A 16525-nucleotide genomic window follows, 5' to 3' on the forward strand; every position below is an offset into this window, starting at 1 on the left:
GTGGCAGGCTAACCGCCGGCCTCTGCGGCAGCGGGGCGGGGATGGGTGACCGTCCATTCGCCGCAGTGCCGGGCGATGGCCCGGCGACGATGCAGCCCCCGCCGGCAGCCTCCACCAGGGTGGTCAGCGGCCGGCCGACTTCAGTGCCGCGGTGTACTGCTCGTCGGTGACCGGCTCCAGCCAGTTCGTGCCGTCGCCGTTCGCGTCACCGACGAGCATGGCGATGTGAGCCATGAGGGTGGTGTCGGTGGCGCCGTGCCAGTGCTCCTCACCGGCCTGGCATTTGACCGTCTCTCCGGCGGTGGCCAGCGCTACATCGCCGTCACGGGTGCCGACCAGGCCGATGCCGTCGGTGATGTAGAGGGTCTGGCCCTTGGCGTGGGAGTGCCAGTTGGTGCGGGCGCCGGGCGTGAAGCGGACCAGGGCGGCGACCAGGCGGGCCGGGTCGGACGGCGTCTCGATCGGGTTGAGGTAGACGTCGCCGGTGAAGCGCTCGGCCGGGGCCTTGGCGGTGGGGGTGGAGGTGATGTGTTCCATGGCAGCTTTTCCTTGATCCAGATGGGGAGGTGCGGGCGGGCGGGGCCGGTCAGGCGGACTGCTCGTCGGCGATCTTCTTCAGCAGCGTGATCGCGGTCATCGCGTTGGGCCATCCGGCGTAGAACGCCAAGTGCGTGATGGTCTCGGACAGCTCCTCGACGCTCAGCCCGTTCTCCAGAGCCTTGTCCAGGTGGTACGGGAGCTGCTCGCTGCGGTAGAGCGCGGCCAGCACACTCACCGTGACCAGGCTCCGGTCGCGGGGGGGGTGCCTCTATGTCGTTCGTCAATTCCGCGCTGCCGGTTTCGGGGGTGTTGGTCTGGTTTATGCGGCGAGGGCAACGGTGGGTGTTCGGGGTTCGTAGAAGGTTCCGTCGCGGAGCATGGCGAACAGGACGCTGATGCGTTGGCGGGCGAGGCGGAGGAGGGCTTGGGTGTGGGTCTTTCCGCGGGCGCGTTGCTTGTCGTAGTAGGTCCGGGAGGCGGGATCGGCGTTCATGCAGGCGAAGGCGGACAGGAACATGGCCCGTTTGAGCTGGCGGTTTCCGCCTCGTGGGGCGTGTTCGCCGTGGATGGAGGTTCCCGACGACTTTGTTGTCGGGGCGAGGCCCGCGTAGGAGGCGAGGTGGGCGGCGGTGGGGAAGTTGGTGCCGTCGCCGACGGTGGTCAGCAGGACTGCGGCGGTCCTGACGCCGACGCCGGGCATCGAGGTCAGGACCGGGGAAAGAGGGTGGGCCTCCAGCAGGGTGTTGATCTGGGCTTCCAGGGCCCGGCGCTGTGCGTGGACGGCGGCGAGCGAGCGGGCCAGGGACGGGACCACGATGTCGAGGGTGCCGGTGCCGGGAACGGTCACGGTCTGCTCGTCCAGGGCGTCGAAGACGTCGTCGATCAGCCGGGCGGCCATGCGCGGGGCCTTGGGCCGGATGAGTTCGACGAGGCGGCGTCGGCCGGCTTTGCGCAGGGCGGCCGGGGAGCCGTGGCGTTCCAGGAGCCAGGTGACGGCCTGGTGGTCCAGGCGGGGGCCCAGGACACGCTCCAGCGACGGGTGGAACTGGGTGAGCAGGCCGCGTATCCGGTTGCTGGTGCGGGTGGCCTCGGCGGCGAGGTCCTGGTCGAAGCCGGTCAGGACGGTGAGCTCGGCGGTGATCTCGTCGGCGAGTTCGAGCGAGCGCAGGGTGTGGGGCAGGGTGCGGGCGGCATCCGCGATCACTGCCGCGTCCCTGGCGTCGGTCTTCGCCTCGCCGGGATACAGGTCAGCGATCCGGCGCATCGCGAGTCCTGGCAGGTAGGCGACTTTGCAACCGGTGTCCCGGGCGACGGCCAGGGGCAGGGCGCCGATGGAGGCGGGCTGGTCCACGATCACCAGCACCATGCCGAACTTCGTGGCCAGCTTCTCGAAGACGGCCCGCAGCTTCGGCTCGCTGTTGGGCAGCTGCTTGTCGAAGACCTTCTTCCCGGCCGGGGTCAGCCCGTGTCCGTGATGGGCACTCTTGCCGACGTCCAGGCCCAGGAAGACGCCCACCTCAGTGGTGTCGAGCATCGTTGTTCTCCCTCTCCTCAAGGGGGTGTTCACGGTGCCGGCCTCGGCATGGGTGTCGTACGCGCGCATCCACGTTATGCAGACCTGCCGCCCGCGAACTGTCCGGCATTGCGCCGGACCGGGCGGTGGCCGGACCTCTCATCAGCGTCTCCGACAACACCTCCCGGGCCCGGTGACACCACCCCCCAGGTCATGCCTTCGACAGGGGGCAACAGTCATGCCGGACCCGGAGGCCAGCGGTCCCATTGCAGGACCGCGAAAAACATAACGGGGGGACAGTCCCGGGCGCTCCCACACGTCGCCGAAGAGCACGTCGTTCGTGACCTCGACCAGCTTGGGCGCGATCCGTGTCAGTTCCTGGGGTGCGGACTGCTTCGCCATGCGATGACTCCTTGCGATGTGTGAACTCGTACACGACAGATCCACTCTCCGTGAGAGCGGCCCGCCCGGCAGCCGCAGCCACTCCGGGATCAAAGCCGGGGGGGGGCGGCTGCCTTCGCTGACGAGGAAACCGCAGGTCACCCGCGCGCGGAAGGTGCCGTTACAGGTACTGACAGGCCCCCTCGGCCCGGCGAAACGGACCCGGCCCGGCGGTATGGACACCGCCTACGACATCACCTCGGCCGGTCAACGTCGCCCCGCTTCCAGTTCCTCGACCTCGCGGGCCGCGGGCCACCCACGTACCCTCATCCGACCGACCTGCCTTCTGAAGGATTCCCCGCCCGCTACAGCACGACCGCGGTCCCGCCGCCCGCCCCCGTTGTGTAGCGGCGGGTGAGGACGCGTTCCCGCAAGTGCTCGACGTAGAGCGCGACTTTGATCTCCAGCGGGAAGTCCGGGGGCCAGACCCGGCGGGTGTAGTGGAAGCGGAGGCCGCGGTAGGAGAAGGACGTCTCGGCCTGTACCTCCTCGCCCTTCTCCACCAGGGCGAAGCGCTCAAGGCGCCCGCCCGCCAGGCCGGCGATGCTTCCCGGCACGAAGAGTTCGGCGATTCCCTCGTGCGCGAGGACGCGGAAACGCTCCACGTACGCGTCCCGCGTCTCCTCGGCCTCCATGGCTCCCGTCCTCACTCGGCGCAGTTGTGGACGGCGCTCGTGCTCGATCCGATGACGATATCCCCGAGGCTCCCGGCGACCACGAGATGAACGGCGTTGACGGTGAGCCCGTGGTCGGCCCCGGCCACCGGCGTCTGCTCGTCGATCACGAGTCGGTTGCCGCCGGGCAGGCTGATCGTGCTGTTCGGCGCGGTCGGTACGGTGACGGTCGCGCCGCCGATCGTGAGGGCCGTCAGTGTGGCGCTGCCCGTCGCGCCGTCGCAGCGGGCGGATGCCTTGGCGGTCAGCCCGGAGATGCCGATCACGGGGACTCCGGGGAGGCCGATCGAGGCCGATTCGACGCGGGTGGTGGCGGTGGCGGTGCCCGGGCCGAGGGTCGTCGTCACACCGGAGCAGAGCGCGTGTACGTCGAGGACGACCGCTGAGACGGCGGCCGTGCAGGGCGGCGCCACGGTGGTCGCGCCCGCTGTCCTGACCTGGCCGGTGTCCGGCCGACCTGGCAGGTGGACCGGCGGCAGGAGCGGCAGCTCCAGCTGGGCCGAAAGGCCGAAGGCGCGGCCGGTGTAGTACTGGAGGAGCAGGGACGCGTCGGCGCTCGACTTCAGGTAGTTGGCGTCCCCGGCGAACGCCGCGTGCAGCGGCACGGTCGCCGCGGCGTTGAGCGGCTGGCCGGTCACGCTGATGGCGCACCGCGCTGCTCCGGCGCTGTCCGTGGTGGCGTCGCAGGACTGCGCGGTGGCCCCCGTACCGAGGGCGAAGTGGACGGACCTGCCGGTGACGGGTGCGCCGAGGTAGTCGTCGAGCTCACCCGAGAGGCGGACCTCCTTGCCGTTGGCGATGCGGGCGGGCCCGGTGTACTTGAGCGTCGTCGGCGACTGGACCGCCACCGTGGCGGCGGCCGATGACGCCTCGTAACCGGAGTCACCCGCGAAGCTCACCGCGACCGGGACCGAAGTGGGCGGCTGGCGCAGGGAGTTGATCGCGCAGCGGGCGCCCCCGGTCGTACTCGTCGTGCCGTCGCAGGACTGTGCGGCGTCGCCAGAGCCGATACGGAAGTGGACGGTCCGGCCGGTGACGGGGCTGCCCGCGTAGTCGGAGAGCGTGGCGGACAGCTCCAGCGGGCTGCCGTTGATGCCGTGCGTGGGCCCGGTGTACGAGAGCTTCGTCGGCGAGGTGGGCACCACCGTGGAGGAGGCCCACGAGGCCTTGAATCCGTCGTCGCCCGCGAAACTCACCGTCACCGCGACCGGCCCGGTGGGCTGGTGCAGTTGGCCGATGGCACAGTCGGCCGTACCCGCCGCACTGGTCGTGCCTTCGCAGGTCTGCGCACCGCCGTCCGACCCGACCCGGAAGTGCAGGGTCTTGCCCGCGACCGGAACCCCGAGATCGTCGACGAGGCGGGCGGAGAGCGTCAGCGGGCTGCCGTTGGTGCCGTGGCGGGGCCCGGTGTACGTGAGGGTCGTCGCCGCGGCCGGTACGGGCGGGCCGCCGCCGCACTTGAGCCGGGGTCCGGCGTCCGACGGCGCGATGCACGGCAGCATGTAGAAGGCGGTGATGATGCCGAAGGCGTACGCGTCACCGGAGCGGGGATCGAGGACCGGGCTGTACACCACGAAGAGGTTGGTTTCCGGGTTCAGGCAGCGCACCCGGGCGTCGGCGCCGGGTATGCAGTTCGCCGGGGTGCCGATGGTGTCCTGGATGTCCGTGGAGGGCGGGACCGCGCCGTGGCCACCGTCGGACGCCTCGATGTGCACCCGGCCGAAGCCGTCGAGCGGCGGCGGGTCGGACGGATCGTTGTAGTCCTCCTGGCCGGTACGGAGCGGGACGTCGTGACCGTACTGGTCGTAGAAGAGCTTCTCCACCTTCCAGTCGATCGGGTTCGGGTTGGTCGTCGCGGCGTAGGCCGTACTCGCGGCCGCGCCCACGCCGAGCAGTCCGGCGACGAGGCAGAGAAGGGCCGCGAAGATTTTTTCGCGCAGCCATGTGGTCGGACGCTTCACCCGAATCCCCCCGAGGACCGGCGGCCGCGCACGGTGGACAGCGCGGAACCGTCGTGGTGTAGAAGGCCAGTGGTGCACAGCTCCAGTGCTGTACATGCCAACACGGCAGTCTAGCCGCAGCCCCCCGCACTGCCCAGGGGCTGCCGTACGCGGCGCGCCTCACCTTCGACCGGTACGGGCACCGCAGTTCGGCGGCGTGACCCACCGGACTTGCCACACGGTGTCCGAACGAAGCTCCCCAGCGGGAACATGACGCGGCGTCAGCCGATTTGGCGCCAGGACGCGAGCAGTCGGTGGATGGCCTCGGCCGCCTCGGGGATCGCGGCCACGGCACAGGTCTCGTCCGTGACGTGCGCCTGGTCGGGGTCGCCCGGACCGTAGATGACGACCGCACGGGCGTCCAGCTTCCCGGCCAGCACCGACGCGTCGGTGAAGTACGTCGCGTACTCCGCTCGCCCGTCGGCATCCGCGGGGCGCAGGGCATCGGCGAGGTCACGGACGAGGGCGGTGGCGGGATCGGTGGCCACGCCGTTCAGATCGAGCACTCGCTCGATCCCGGTACCCGGGCCGGCGAGCCGCTCGATCGCCAGGAGCGCGTCGTCGGAGCCGAACCCCGGAATGGTGCGGATATCGAGCATCAACTCGGCGTGGTCGGGGACGAGATTGGGCTGGACCCCGGCGTGGAAGGTGCCCACGTTGACAGTGGCCGCACCGTGTGTCGCACTGCGCGGCCAGTCCTTGTGCTCGTGGATCCGGACCGCCGCCGCGGCGAGCCTGGCCAGTGCGTTGTCGCCGAGTTCGGGCCGGGACCCGTGAGCGCTGCGGCCTTCGGCCGTGAGCCGCAGCCACAGAACGCCCTTGTGCCCGAGGACGATCTTGTTCGCGGTGGGTTCGGCGACCAGCAGCACCGGACTCGGCGTCAGGCCTTCCAGCCGGGCTGCCCCCTCGCAGCCGGTCTCCTCGCCGAAGGTGAGGACGAGTTGTACGTCGGTGTCGGCGGGATGGGTCGAGACCCGGTGGGCCGCGGCGGCCACCATGCACGCCACACCCGCCTTCATGTCGCTGCTGCCGCGCCCGCGGAGCCGACCACCGTGGATGTCGCCGCTCAGCGGGTCGAAGGACCAGCCGGACGCGTCTGCGGGGACGGTGTCCAGATGCCCGGTCAGGGTGACCGGGGTGCGGCTACCGAAGCGGGCGACGAGATTGGCCCGGCCCGGCTCCGGCTCGTCGGTCCGCACGCTGAAGCCGGCGCCGGCGAGGATCGGAGCGAGAATTCCGGCAGCGGACTTCTCGTTCCCGGCCCTGGTGTCCAGTCGGACGAGCTGCTGTGTCAGCGATACGGGGTCGAGCACGCGGGGACTCCTGTCAGTGCTGCGCGGGGAACCGCGGATGTCAGTGCTGCGGGGGAACCGCGGAGCCGCGGATCACGAGGTGCAGGGGGAAGGACTTCGCCACCCGGGCGCCGTCCGGGGCTTCGATCCGGTTCTGGACCACTTCCAGCGCCGTGCGCGCGAGATCGGCGACGGGCTGCTGCAGAGTGGTGAGTTTGGGGCGCAGCCACTCCCCGACCCGGATGCCGTCGCAGCCGATGACGGAGAGGTCTTCCGGGATGCGCAGCCCGTGCAGTTCGGCCGCACCGAGGATGCCGACCGCGACGATGTCACTGCCCACGAAGGCCGCCGTCGGCGGTTGTGCGGCGCGCGGGAGGTAGGGGAACGTACTGGCGCCGAACTGCTCGGTGTAGGGGCCGTGCAGGACGAGGTCCTCGTCGATGTCCAGTCCTGCGTGGTCCATGGCATCCCGGTAGCCGCGCAGCCGGTCACGGGTGGTGGACAGCTCTCGCGGTCCGGCGATGTGCATGATGCGCCGGTGCCCGAGCTGCACGAGATAGGTCGTCGCCTGGTAGGCGCCGCTGTAGTTGTCCACGGCGATGGTGTCGACCTCGGAGGGGCTGGCCACCTCCTCGTCCAGGAGGACCACGGGCAGCCCTTCGGCGATCGCCCGGGTCAGCCGGGGGTTCTGGCGGTGCATCCCGACGTAGATCAGCCCGTCGATGGCCTCGGTCGAGGCGGCGAAGTCACTGAAGAGCGACTCGCGCCGGGCCTGCTGGCCGGTGATCCCCACGACGAGCCCCACTCCGCTGACGGCAGCCGCGGCGGCGACCTCTTCGGCGAGTTCCGCGAAGAAGGGGTTGATCAGGTCCGGCACGACCAGTGCGATCACCGGGCGGCCGGCGTGTGGGCCGGACGGGGCCGCGACCGGCACCTCGTAGTTCAGCTCACGTACGGCGGCATCGATCCGAGCCGCTGTGTCCGGCTGCACCTTCAGCTGCCCGCGCAAGTACCGCGACACCGTCGAGGCCGACACCTGCGCACGTTGCGCAACGCTGGTCAACGTCATCTGAACCTCCCTCGCCTTGTTCGCAGTCTAGTGCGCGACCGGCAGAGCATTGACGGCGCATCGACCCGCTTCTATTGTTGCGCAACATCAGCGCAAACATTGCGCAAGTTTCATATTGTGTGAGATCACCAGAAGGAGGTACGTGTGAGCCGCGTACTCATCGCAGGCGAGTCCTGGATCAACGCATCCACCGACTTCAAGGGCTACGACGCCTTCCCCCACGCCCAGCTGGAGGTGGGCGTCACCCCGCTGCTCCAGGCCCTGCGGGGTGCGGGCCACGAGGTCACGCATCTGCTCTCGCACGATGTGGCGACCCAGTTCCCGGAGACCCTGGAGAAGCTCGACGCCTACGACGTGGTGATCCTTTCGGACATCGGCGCCAACTCGCTGCTGCTCCACCCGCAGGTGTTCGCACAGGGCCGCCAGTTCCCCAACCGGCTCAAGCTCCTCGCGCAGTGGGTCCGGCAGGGCGGTGGCCTCGCCATGGCCGGTGGATACCTGAGCTTTCAGGGGTTCCAGGCCAAGGCCAACTACCACGGCACTCCGATCGAGGACATCCTGCCGGTGCAGATCCTCCCGTACGACGACCGCGTGGAGTGCCCCGAGGGCGTAAGCGGTGAGCTCACCCGGGAAACGCACGAGATCACGGCCGGGCTGGAGCCGGAGTGGCCGATCCTCCTCGGCTATCAGCGGCTCACCGCGAAGCCGGACGCGCGCGTGCTCGCCACGATCGAATCGCGCCCCCTGCTCGCGGTCCGCGAAGAAGGCGCCGGGCGCACGCTCGCCTTCGCGTCGGACATCTCACCGCACTGGGCGCCGGCCGAGTTCATCGAGTGGAAGGGCTACCAGCCGCTCTTCGACCAGGCCGTCACCTGGCTCGCCGGCGCCCAGGATTGAACCCACCCCATGTGCCGGGCCCGCCGGGCTCCACCGCCCGTCGGGCCGACAAGGCCGCAACGGCCGCTATGAAACAGCCCACACGCCCAGAGATTGCATCGGTCCCGTCGGACATACTGGCTCAAAGGAGAGCGAATACACGATGACAAGCCTCAACACCGCAGGACCCGAACCGGACACCGTGTCCGCAGCGCCCGCGCGGACCTCCCGCCGCACCACCACGGCGGTACTGGTCCTGGCCACCGTGCTGGCCGGGCTGCTCAGCCCCCTGCAATCCACCGTCAACGGCGCTCTGGGCAAGAACATCAACGACGGAAACGCCGCGGCCGTCATCTCCTTCGGGACCGGCCTGATCCTGATGGCCGTCATCGTGTTCGCCCGCCACGCCACCCGCCGGCAGGCGCTCAGCCTCCCCCGCCTGCTCCGCGACGGCACCATTCCCTGGTGGAACTGTGTCGCCGGCCTGTGCGGCGCCGCCGTCGTGCTCTCCGAAGGCGTCACGGTGGGCACCCTCGGCGTCGCCGTCTTCCAGATCGCGCTGATCTCCGGGCTGGTCATCTCGGGCGTGGTCTGCGACCGCGTCGGAGCGACGTCCACGGTCAAGCAGCCGATCACGCTTCCTCGCGGACTGGGCGCCCTGCTTGCCATCGTCGCGACGGCCGTCGCGATATCGCCGAACTTCCAGGTACCCGGAACCATCGCGCTCGCGGTCCTGCCGTTCGCCGCCGGACTGCTCGCCGGCTGGCAGCCCGCGGGCAACTCGGCCGTGGCTACGGGCAGCGGATCCATGCTGGTCTCGATCGGCCTCAACTTCCTCGTAGGATTCGTCGTCCTCGGGATCGGCCTGCTGGTGCGCGCCTCCACCGGCTCGGTGAGGTTCACGCTCCCCAGCACCTGGTGGATGTACACGGGCGGTGTGCTCGGCCTGCTCTCCATCGCTCTCATGGCACTGCTCGTACGGGGCCTCGGCCTGCTTCTGCTCGGACTGGCCTCGATCGCGGGCCAGTTGACCGGTTCGCTGATTCTCGACGTGATCAGCCCGTCCGTCGGCCAGCCCCTGCACGCCGTGACCGTCCTGGGCACCGTCATCGCCCTCGTCGCCGCGGGTATCGGCATGATCCCCTCCCGCTCCGCGTCCTCGGTGCGGACATCATGACCGGGGGCACGGGCGCGGACCCGTACGTGCAGACTGTGGCCGGAGCCGTGCCCGCGGCCGGACTGGGCCTCGTCCTGCCCCACGAGCACCTGTTCAACAACCTGTCGGGCGTTCTGGACAAACCGAGCTACCCGTTCTCAGCGGCACTCAAGGACGAGCAGGTCAGCGCCTCGTCCGCCTGGGCGCTGCGCCACGACCCCTACTGCTGCGCCGACAACATCGCCGCCAAGCCGGTCGAGGACGTGCACCGTGAGGTGGCTGCCTTCCAGGCCGTCGGCGGGCGCACGATCGTCGACGTGACGTCCAGCTCCGCCATCGGACGCGACCCGCAACGCCTCCTCGACCTCGCGCGACGCAGCGGCCTCAACATCGTCATGGGCTGCGGCGCCTACCTGGAGAAGTTCGAGGCCACGCGGAACCCGGCTGGTACGGTCGACGAGCAGGCGGCCGCGATCGGGAACGAGCTCACTCACGGTGTCGGGGACTCCGGCATCCGGCCTGGCGTCATCGGCGAGATCGGGGTGTCCCCCCAGTTCACCGCGGCGGAGCACGGATCGCTCCGTGCGGCGGCCCTCGCCCAGCTCGACCACCCTTCCGTTCCGCTGATGATCCACCTGCCCGGCTGGCAACGGCGGGCGCACGAGGTGCTCGACGTCGTGCTCGGCGAGATCGGCGTCGAACCGGCGAAGGTCGTCCTCGCGCACATGGATCCCTCCGGCGCCGACGTCGACTACCAGCGCTCGGTGGCGGATCGCGGTGTATGGCTCGAATTCGACATGATCGGCATGGACGTCACGTTCCCCAAGGAGGGCGAGTCGCCCGCGTCCACCGCCACCGCGGACGCCGTCGCCCGCCACATCAACGACGGCCACGCTCGGCAACTCCTGCTAAGCCACGACCTCTTCCTCAAGCAGATGTGGACCCAGCATGGTGGCAACGGGCTTATCCATGTGCCCACCGTCTTCGCCGAAATGCTCGTCTCTCGGGGTATCAACCGCGATCTGATCGACACCCTCACCCGGCAGAACCCGGTCCGTATGCTCGCCGGCCCCTCGCAGCGCCGACACGACCGGGCGTGAGACCGGGCCACTCGGCAGGGGCCGTGCCCACGTACGAGGGGGCCAAGACCATCAAGTCTGAGGCATGGCTTACCTTACTTCTATGACTTGGGCTGACGCGTTCCCCAACCTGCTGATCGGGTTGCGGGAGGGACTTGAAGCAGGACTGGTGATCAGCATCCTGCTGGCCGCGCTGCGCCGTACCGCGGGCGAGGGCCGCCGTGTGTCCACCGCGCCCGTGTGGCTGGGCGTGGTCGGGGCGGTCGCCGTCGCCGCAAGCTTCGCGACGGTGCTGACGTTCTCCACCGATGTGCTCTCCAGCAGCGGCCAGGAGACGGTGGGCGGCCTGCTCAGTGTCCTGGCGGTGATCCTGGTGACCGGGATGGTCTTCTGGATGCGGAAGACCGCCGCGAGCCTGTCGGGCGAACTGCGCTCCAAGGTGGCGGCCGCCTCACAGGTGGGGGCGGGCGCGCTCGCCGCCACGGCCTTCCTCGCCGTGGGCAGGGAGGGTCTGGAGACCACTCTGTTCCTGTGGACGGCCGCCCGGGCCTCCGGTGAGACGGTGTCCCCTCTCGTCGGAGCCGGACTCGGGCTGGCGCTCGCCTGCCTGGTGTGCTGGCTGCTGTTCCGCCGGGCGATCCGCATCAACCTGGGCGTGTTCTTCTCCCGTACCGCCCTCGCACTGCTCGTGATCACCGCGGGCGTGCTGGCGTACGGCCTCGGCGAGCTGCAGAACGCCGGCCTGCTCCCCGGCCGCACCTGGCTGGCGTTCGACGTCAGCGGGACGATCCCGACCAGTTCGTGGTGGGTCACTCTCATCACGGGCGTGACCGAGCTCACCACACGGATGACGGTGCTCCAGGTCGTCGCGTGGGCCGTGTACCTGGCCGTCGCCGTCACTCTGTTCGTCAGAGCCTCGCGTTCGCCCGCCACAGCCCCCTCCAAGCCGGAGTCGAAATCCTCTCCCGCGGCTGGACAGCCGGCGGGCACCCAGGCCCCCGGCGCCCCGGTCCCGCAGGCACAGACCGCCCCTGCGGGCGCCTCCTCCGCCCCGCCGGACCGCGCCGGCTTCCTGAGCCGCCGCAGTCCGTGGGCGGTCGGCGCCGTGATCGTGATGGTGCCGGCTCTGCTGGCGACGGGCGCCGTGGTGTTCCTGCCGTCGGGCGGCAGCGCGGCGGCCGGCACGAAGGTCACCGTGACATCGTCCGGCTGCGCGACTGGGTGGTCCACCGCGCACAGCGGTGCGCAGACCTTCCAGGTGGTCAACCGGTCCGGGCGGGCGGGCGAGATCAACCTGGACGACTCCTCGGGGGCCATCGTCGCCGAGATCGAGACGCTCGGGCCGGCCACCACCGGCTCGATGAGCGCCACACTCGGCGCCGGTGAGTACACCTTCAAATGCCTGATGTCGGGCCAGGGGACGAAGAGTTCACAGACCGTGACCATAGGCGCCGGCCCGGGCTCCGGAGGCAAGGCCCCGGTCGCCGTCAAGCGGGTGTCCGTGGCCGACCTCAAGCCCGCGGCAGCTCAGTACCGCGCCTACGTCGCGCCCAAGCTGGCCACCCTGGCCAAGCAGGTCGCAGCGGTCCGGCACGACATCGCCGGCCCCCACCTGGACGCCGCGCGCAAGGACTGGCTGCCCGCCCAGCTCACCTGGGACGAAATCGGCGCCGCCTACGGGAGCTTCGGGGACCTGGGAGATGCCATCGACGGGCTGCCGCAAGGTCTGCCCGGTGGCGTCCACGACAAGGACTTCACCGGCCTGCACCGCCTGGAGTACGGCTTGTGGCACAACGGCAGCACCGGCGAACTCCTGCCCGTCGCCGACCGGCTGGAGACGGACGTCGCGACGTTGCGCAAGAATCTTCCCCAGGTCACAGTCGATCCGACCGACCTCCCGGTGCGCTCCCACGAAATCCTTGAGGACGCCCTGCGGGACCGTCTGACCGGCGCGGCCGACCAGGGCTCCGGCGCCATGTACGCGGAGACCGAGGCCGACATCAAGGGGACCAGGGTGGTCCTGGCCGAGCTGGCACCACTCATCAAGCCCCGTTCACCCAAGCTGCTGCCGACCGCCGCCACCCAGCTCGACTCGCTGGAATCGGCGCTGCGGGCGATCCGTACCGGCAGCGGCCGGCAGTCTTTCCAGGACGTTCCCCTGGCCCGGCGCCAGCAGGTCGATGCCCGTATCGGCAGCGTGCTGGAGACCCTTGCCTCGGTCCCCGACCTCCTTGAGGTGCCCATCTCCCGCTGATGTGCGCGCGTGCGCGCCGGACGAAACCGGACCCAAACCGCCGGGTGTCCCCACCTCTATCCGCTCCGTCGTCACGACCGATCAAGGAGACTTGCCATGGGCGTCAGCCGACGCACGTTCATACAGGGCGGCGCCGCCGGAGCCGCCGGCACCGCCCTGACGGGCGGACTTCTCGCCGCGGGTGCCCGCGCCGACGCGAACAGCGGCGGCCACAGCTCCCACGAGGCGTCGTCCTACCCCTTCCACGGCGCCCACCAGTCGGGCATCCTCACCCCGGGCCCCCCGCACCAGCAGCGCTTCTCCGCCTTCGCCGCGTTCGACGCGACAGCGGCGAAGCGCACGGAACTGGTCGACCTGATGCATACCCTCACGGAGCGGGCCCGCTTCCTCACCTCCGGCGGGACCCCACCGGATCTGGGCGTCAGCCAGCCTCCTTCGGACAGCGACGTGCTGGGGCCCGATGTCCCCGCCGACGGCCTGACCGTCACCCTCGCCGTCGGGTCGAGCCTCTTCGACGACCGGTACGGCCTTTCACATGCCAAGCCGCTCCGCCTGACCCCGATGCGGACCTTCCCCAACGATGCGCCCGAGGCCCGCTGGAGCCACGGTGACCTGCTGCTCCAGCTCTGCGCGAACCACCCTGACACCCTCCACCACGCGATCCGCGACCTGACCAAGCACACCCGGGGCGGCATGCAGCTGCGCTGGAGGATGGAAGGGTACGGATCGCCGCCGCGCCCCTCCGGCGCCCCCCGCAACCTGCTCGGTTTCAAGGACGGCACCGCGAACCCCGCCCCCGGGACGGCTCAGGGCCTGGTATGGGTGGACGACCCGGCCGAGCCCGCCTGGGCGCAGGGCGGTACCTACCAGGTCGTGCGGTTGATCCGGATGCTCGTGGAGTTCTGGGACCGGGTCTCGATCAACGAGCAGGAGATGATGTTCGGCCGCCGCCGCGACAGCGGCGCCCCGCTGGACGGCAACGCGGAGACCGACATCCCCGACTACGCCAAGGACCCCCACGGCCAGGTGATTCCGCTCAACTCCCACATCCGGCTGGCGAACCCGCGTACACACGCGACGAACAGCCAGCGCCTGCTGCGCCGCTCGTACAACTACGACCTGGGAATGGACGAGAACGGCAACTTGCAGTGCGGGCACATCTTCGCGTGCTACCAGCAGGATCTGCACCGCCAGTTCGAACAGGTCCAGCAGCGCCTCATCGACGAACCCCTCGTGGACTACGTCCAGCCATTCGGCGGCGGCTACTTCTTCACCCTCCCCGGAGTGCTCAACTCCCGGGACTGGTACGCGCGTCGCCTGCTCACCTGACGGAGCCGTACGGACTCCGGGGGAACCGCCCGGCCCCGGCGTCCGTCGCGCGAAGCAGGCCGCTGGTGACCGCGTCGACTACGGCCCTGAAACGACCAGTTGGTCGTGCCGTCGGGGTGCGCCCCAACGCGACACATGTGTCGCGGGCGTGGGGCCGTGGGGCCCGCTTGAAGGTACCGAGGTAACGATCACCCCGCTGATCTGGCGTTCTTGCGCTGGTTGGCATGGAAGCGCGTCTTCTTCTGACGATTCCCGCACGTGTTCATGTCACACCATTTGCGGGTGCGACTCCGGCTGGTGTCGAAGAAGGCGGCTTGGCAGGTCGGTGATGCGCACAAGGCCAACTTTCCGTCTCGTTCGCCCGCGATGATGCTCACCGCGTCGGCGGCGATCACGCCGAGGGCATCTTCCACACAGGAAGCCGAGCCGAGCAGCCATCGCCGATTACCCTCGGGCGTCAGAAAAGCCGCGGCCCGCCCCTGAGCGCTGCGGTCATTGATCACTTGGACAGCAGACACAGGGAGAGCGTCCTGGATCGCGGCCGCTGTCGCGGCGGCGTGAATCGACTCCCTCAGTTCCCGCGCGAGGTCGAGCTGGGCAGCGGTGCAGGACGCCACGGCGAGGCCGTTCACTGCCAGCCAGTCGACGAGTCGGTGCGGCGTGGGAATGCGCTCCACAGCGTCGCCATGACGCTCCGACAGAGTCCCCGTGAAGCTGGTCGCCAGCACGCTACCGAGGCGGAAGTCAGGGAACCCAGTACGCATGGAACCACCTTAGCCGGTTGCGCGCTGCCATGAGGACGCGGTAGAACCGCCTTAGCCGGTTCGCCGGTAGGTCGTTGCCGGTTCCACGATGGCCAGGAGGTTCTCATGCCCCGCCCAACCAGCGACGTGCAAGCATTTGAAGCCCACGCAACTGACGCTGACCTCGACGATCTGCGCGCGCGGCTGGCCTCGGCGCGACTACCGGAGGCTGAGACGGTCTGTCGCGCCGCGCCCGGCCCTCGCCGATGGGAACAGGGCGTTCCTCTCGTCGACCTCGTCGGTGTCGTGAACTACTGGCGCACCGGGTACGACTGGCGGTCGTTCGAAGCGCGCCTTGACCGGATCGGCCAGTTCAGCACGACTATTGACGGCCTGGGAATCCACTTCCTGCACCGCCGGTCCGCACGCGCAGATGCCACTCCTCTGATCATGACGCACGGCTGGCCGGGCAGCATTGCCGAGTTCAGCGAGGTAATAGACGAGTTGGCAGATCCGGAAGATGCGGACGCGCCGGCGTTCCACGTCGTGGCCCCTTCGCTACCAGGCTTTGGCTACAGCGAGAAGCCGGCCACCACCGGGTGGGGGATCGAGAAGATCGCGGCCGCATGGGTGGAGCTGATGGAAAGACTCGGCTACAGCAAGTTCGCAGCCCACGGCGGCGACTGGGGAGGTGTGATCACCACCGTCATCGGCGGCAGGTTCCCGGCGCACGTTCTCGGCATCCACACACTGACCCCGCAGGCACCGCCCGGGTTGACAACGCAGGGGCTGACGGCGGCCGAGCGTAAATGGACCGAGGAGACCCGCGCTTTCTGGGACGGCCCGCGCGCGGCGTTCGCGAAGCAGCAGGCGGCCCGACCGCAGACCATCGGTTACTCGCTCGTCGACTCACCAGTCGGGCTTCTCGCCTGGATCCTTGACAAGTTCGCTGAGTGGACAGATACCGATGACAGCCCCTTCGAGACGGTTTCCATAGACAGCATTCTTGACAACGTCACCCTGTATTGGCTGACCCGGACCGGAGCGTCGTCGGCCCGCATTTACTACGAAAGCCACGACTCGCTCGATCCCGGACTTCGGGTCGACGTCCCGTCAGCACTCACCGTGTATCCCCACGACATCGAGAAGTGCCCGCACGTCTGGGCACAGGAGCGATACCGACAGATCGTCCGATGGAGGTCACCCGAAACCGGAGGGCATTTCCCGTCGCTGGAGGTTCCCGAGTATTTCGTCAAAGATCTGCAAGAAGGCCTCGCGGCAGTGCTGGCCGCTGATCGGTGAGCGCGGCAGGGTGCCGACACTCGATCACCGCTGATCCGATCAAGGCGTGCCCGAGGCTTCCGGACCGAGTACGTCCAGACGTAGAACGCGGTCGGACAGGGCGCGGCGAGCCGATCGCGATCCGGCGGCAGAACTTCGGTGCCCGAGGTCCGTGGCCGATACGCCGGTGAGCGCCACCGGACATACCGAAGCGGCGCCGGTGGAGCGCTCCCGGCTTGTCGCCGGCCACCGCCGCCGCTTCGGCGTGAAGCAGGTAT

General features: G+C 69.5%; 13 protein-coding genes and 2 pseudogenes. 6 read left to right on the forward strand and 9 right to left on the reverse strand.

The features are described from left to right. Window positions 1-123: 123 nt before the first annotated feature. The 8 genes and pseudogenes from OG452_RS03280 to OG452_RS03315 form a co-directional block, all read right to left on the reverse strand. Window positions 124-537 (reverse strand): (R)-mandelonitrile lyase, encoded by a 414-nt coding sequence (locus OG452_RS03280; RefSeq protein WP_327294084.1) that lies wholly within the window; start codon window positions 535-537, stop codon window positions 124-126. A gap of 49 nt (window positions 538-586) precedes the next feature. Continuing rightward, window positions 587-799 (reverse strand): annotated as a pseudogene (locus tag OG452_RS03285) (carboxymuconolactone decarboxylase family protein); the annotation flags it as partial. 60 nt (window positions 800-859) lie between these two features. Further along, on the reverse strand, window positions 860-2074 hold the full coding sequence (locus OG452_RS03290; RefSeq protein WP_327294085.1) for an IS110 family transposase: 1215 nt from the start codon (window positions 2072-2074) through the stop codon (window positions 860-862). A gap of 267 nt (window positions 2075-2341) precedes the next feature. Next, a pseudogene (locus tag OG452_RS03295) lies at window positions 2342-2455 on the reverse strand (carboxymuconolactone decarboxylase family protein); the annotation flags it as partial. Window positions 2456-2799: 344 nt separating this feature from the next. Further along, complete coding sequence (locus tag OG452_RS03300) at window positions 2800-3129, reverse strand: hypothetical protein (RefSeq protein WP_327294086.1); 330 nt, start codon at window positions 3127-3129, stop codon at window positions 2800-2802. Between the two features lie 11 nt (window positions 3130-3140). Next, a complete protein-coding gene (locus OG452_RS03305) occupies window positions 3141-5129 on the reverse strand; it encodes a choice-of-anchor P family protein (RefSeq protein ID WP_327294087.1) in 1989 nt (662 codons plus the stop codon). Window positions 5130-5389: 260 nt separating this feature from the next. Then, window positions 5390-6481, reverse strand: coding sequence for a M20 family metallopeptidase (locus tag OG452_RS03310; RefSeq protein ID WP_327294088.1), 1092 nt, complete (start codon window positions 6479-6481; stop codon window positions 5390-5392). Window positions 6482-6521: 40 nt separating this feature from the next. Then, entirely contained in the window at window positions 6522-7529 is a 1008-nt protein-coding gene (locus OG452_RS03315) for a LacI family DNA-binding transcriptional regulator (RefSeq protein WP_327294089.1), read from the reverse strand. A gap of 144 nt (window positions 7530-7673) precedes the next feature. Between OG452_RS03315 and OG452_RS03320 the strand changes: the two genes are divergently transcribed. From OG452_RS03320 to efeB, 5 genes are all read left to right on the forward strand, one after another. Then, the gene (locus tag OG452_RS03320; RefSeq protein WP_327294090.1) at window positions 7674-8426 is read left to right on the forward strand and encodes a glutamine amidotransferase; all 753 of its coding nucleotides are present in this window, start codon (window positions 7674-7676) and stop codon (window positions 8424-8426) included. 142 nt (window positions 8427-8568) lie between these two features. Next, window positions 8569-9582 carry a DMT family transporter gene (locus OG452_RS03325; RefSeq protein WP_327294091.1) on the forward strand — a complete coding sequence of 338 codons (1014 nt, stop codon included), beginning with the start codon at window positions 8569-8571 and terminating at the stop codon, window positions 9580-9582. Next, window positions 9579-10661 (forward strand): phosphotriesterase family protein, encoded by a 1083-nt coding sequence (locus OG452_RS03330; protein ID WP_327294092.1) that lies wholly within the window; start codon window positions 9579-9581, stop codon window positions 10659-10661. The genes OG452_RS03325 and OG452_RS03330 overlap by 4 nt, the downstream gene beginning before the upstream one ends. 82 nt (window positions 10662-10743) lie before the next feature. Beyond that, window positions 10744-12894, forward strand: coding sequence for an iron uptake transporter permease EfeU (efeU, locus tag OG452_RS03335; protein WP_327294093.1), 2151 nt, complete (start codon window positions 10744-10746; stop codon window positions 12892-12894). Between the two features lie 96 nt (window positions 12895-12990). Next, window positions 12991-14223: an iron uptake transporter deferrochelatase/peroxidase subunit gene (efeB, locus tag OG452_RS03340; protein ID WP_327294094.1), complete on the forward strand. Its 1233-nt coding sequence runs from the start codon at window positions 12991-12993 to the stop codon at window positions 14221-14223. 188 nt (window positions 14224-14411) lie between these two features. Here efeB and OG452_RS03345 read toward each other — a convergent pair whose 3' ends face one another. Beyond that, window positions 14412-14987: a CGNR zinc finger domain-containing protein gene (locus OG452_RS03345; protein WP_327294095.1), complete on the reverse strand. Its 576-nt coding sequence runs from the start codon at window positions 14985-14987 to the stop codon at window positions 14412-14414. A gap of 105 nt (window positions 14988-15092) precedes the next feature. On the opposite strand from OG452_RS03345, the gene OG452_RS03350 reads away from it, so the two are divergent. Further along, window positions 15093-16268, forward strand: coding sequence for an epoxide hydrolase family protein (locus tag OG452_RS03350; RefSeq protein WP_327294096.1), 1176 nt, complete (start codon window positions 15093-15095; stop codon window positions 16266-16268). Window positions 16269-16525: the final 257 nt, after the last annotated feature.

The sequence above is a fragment of the Streptomyces sp. NBC_01197 genome, assembly GCF_036010505.1.
Classification (GTDB): Bacteria; Actinomycetota; Actinomycetes; order Streptomycetales; family Streptomycetaceae; genus Streptomyces.

Bases quoted from the DNA above. Each gene is read 5' to 3' on its own strand.
- OG452_RS03280 (WP_327294084.1), bottom strand. From the start codon at position 537: ATGGAACACATCACCTCCACCCCCACCGCCAAGGCCCCGGCCGAGCGC.
- OG452_RS03290 (WP_327294085.1), bottom strand. From the start codon at position 2,074: ATGCTCGACACCACTGAGGTGGGCGTCTTCCTGGGCCTGGACGTCGGC.
- OG452_RS03300 (WP_327294086.1), bottom strand. From the start codon at position 3,129: ATGGAGGCCGAGGAGACGCGGGACGCGTACGTGGAGCGTTTCCGCGTC.
- OG452_RS03315 (WP_327294089.1), bottom strand. From the start codon at position 7,529: ATGACGTTGACCAGCGTTGCGCAACGTGCGCAGGTGTCGGCCTCGACG.
- OG452_RS03325 (WP_327294091.1), top strand. From the start codon at position 8,569: ATGACAAGCCTCAACACCGCAGGACCCGAACCGGACACCGTGTCCGCA.
- OG452_RS03330 (WP_327294092.1), top strand. From the start codon at position 9,579: ATGACCGGGGGCACGGGCGCGGACCCGTACGTGCAGACTGTGGCCGGA.
- efeU (WP_327294093.1), top strand. From the start codon at position 10,744: ATGACTTGGGCTGACGCGTTCCCCAACCTGCTGATCGGGTTGCGGGAG.
- efeB (WP_327294094.1), top strand. From the start codon at position 12,991: ATGGGCGTCAGCCGACGCACGTTCATACAGGGCGGCGCCGCCGGAGCC.
- OG452_RS03345 (WP_327294095.1), bottom strand. From the start codon at position 14,987: ATGCGTACTGGGTTCCCTGACTTCCGCCTCGGTAGCGTGCTGGCGACC.
- OG452_RS03350 (WP_327294096.1), top strand. From the start codon at position 15,093: ATGCCCCGCCCAACCAGCGACGTGCAAGCATTTGAAGCCCACGCAACT.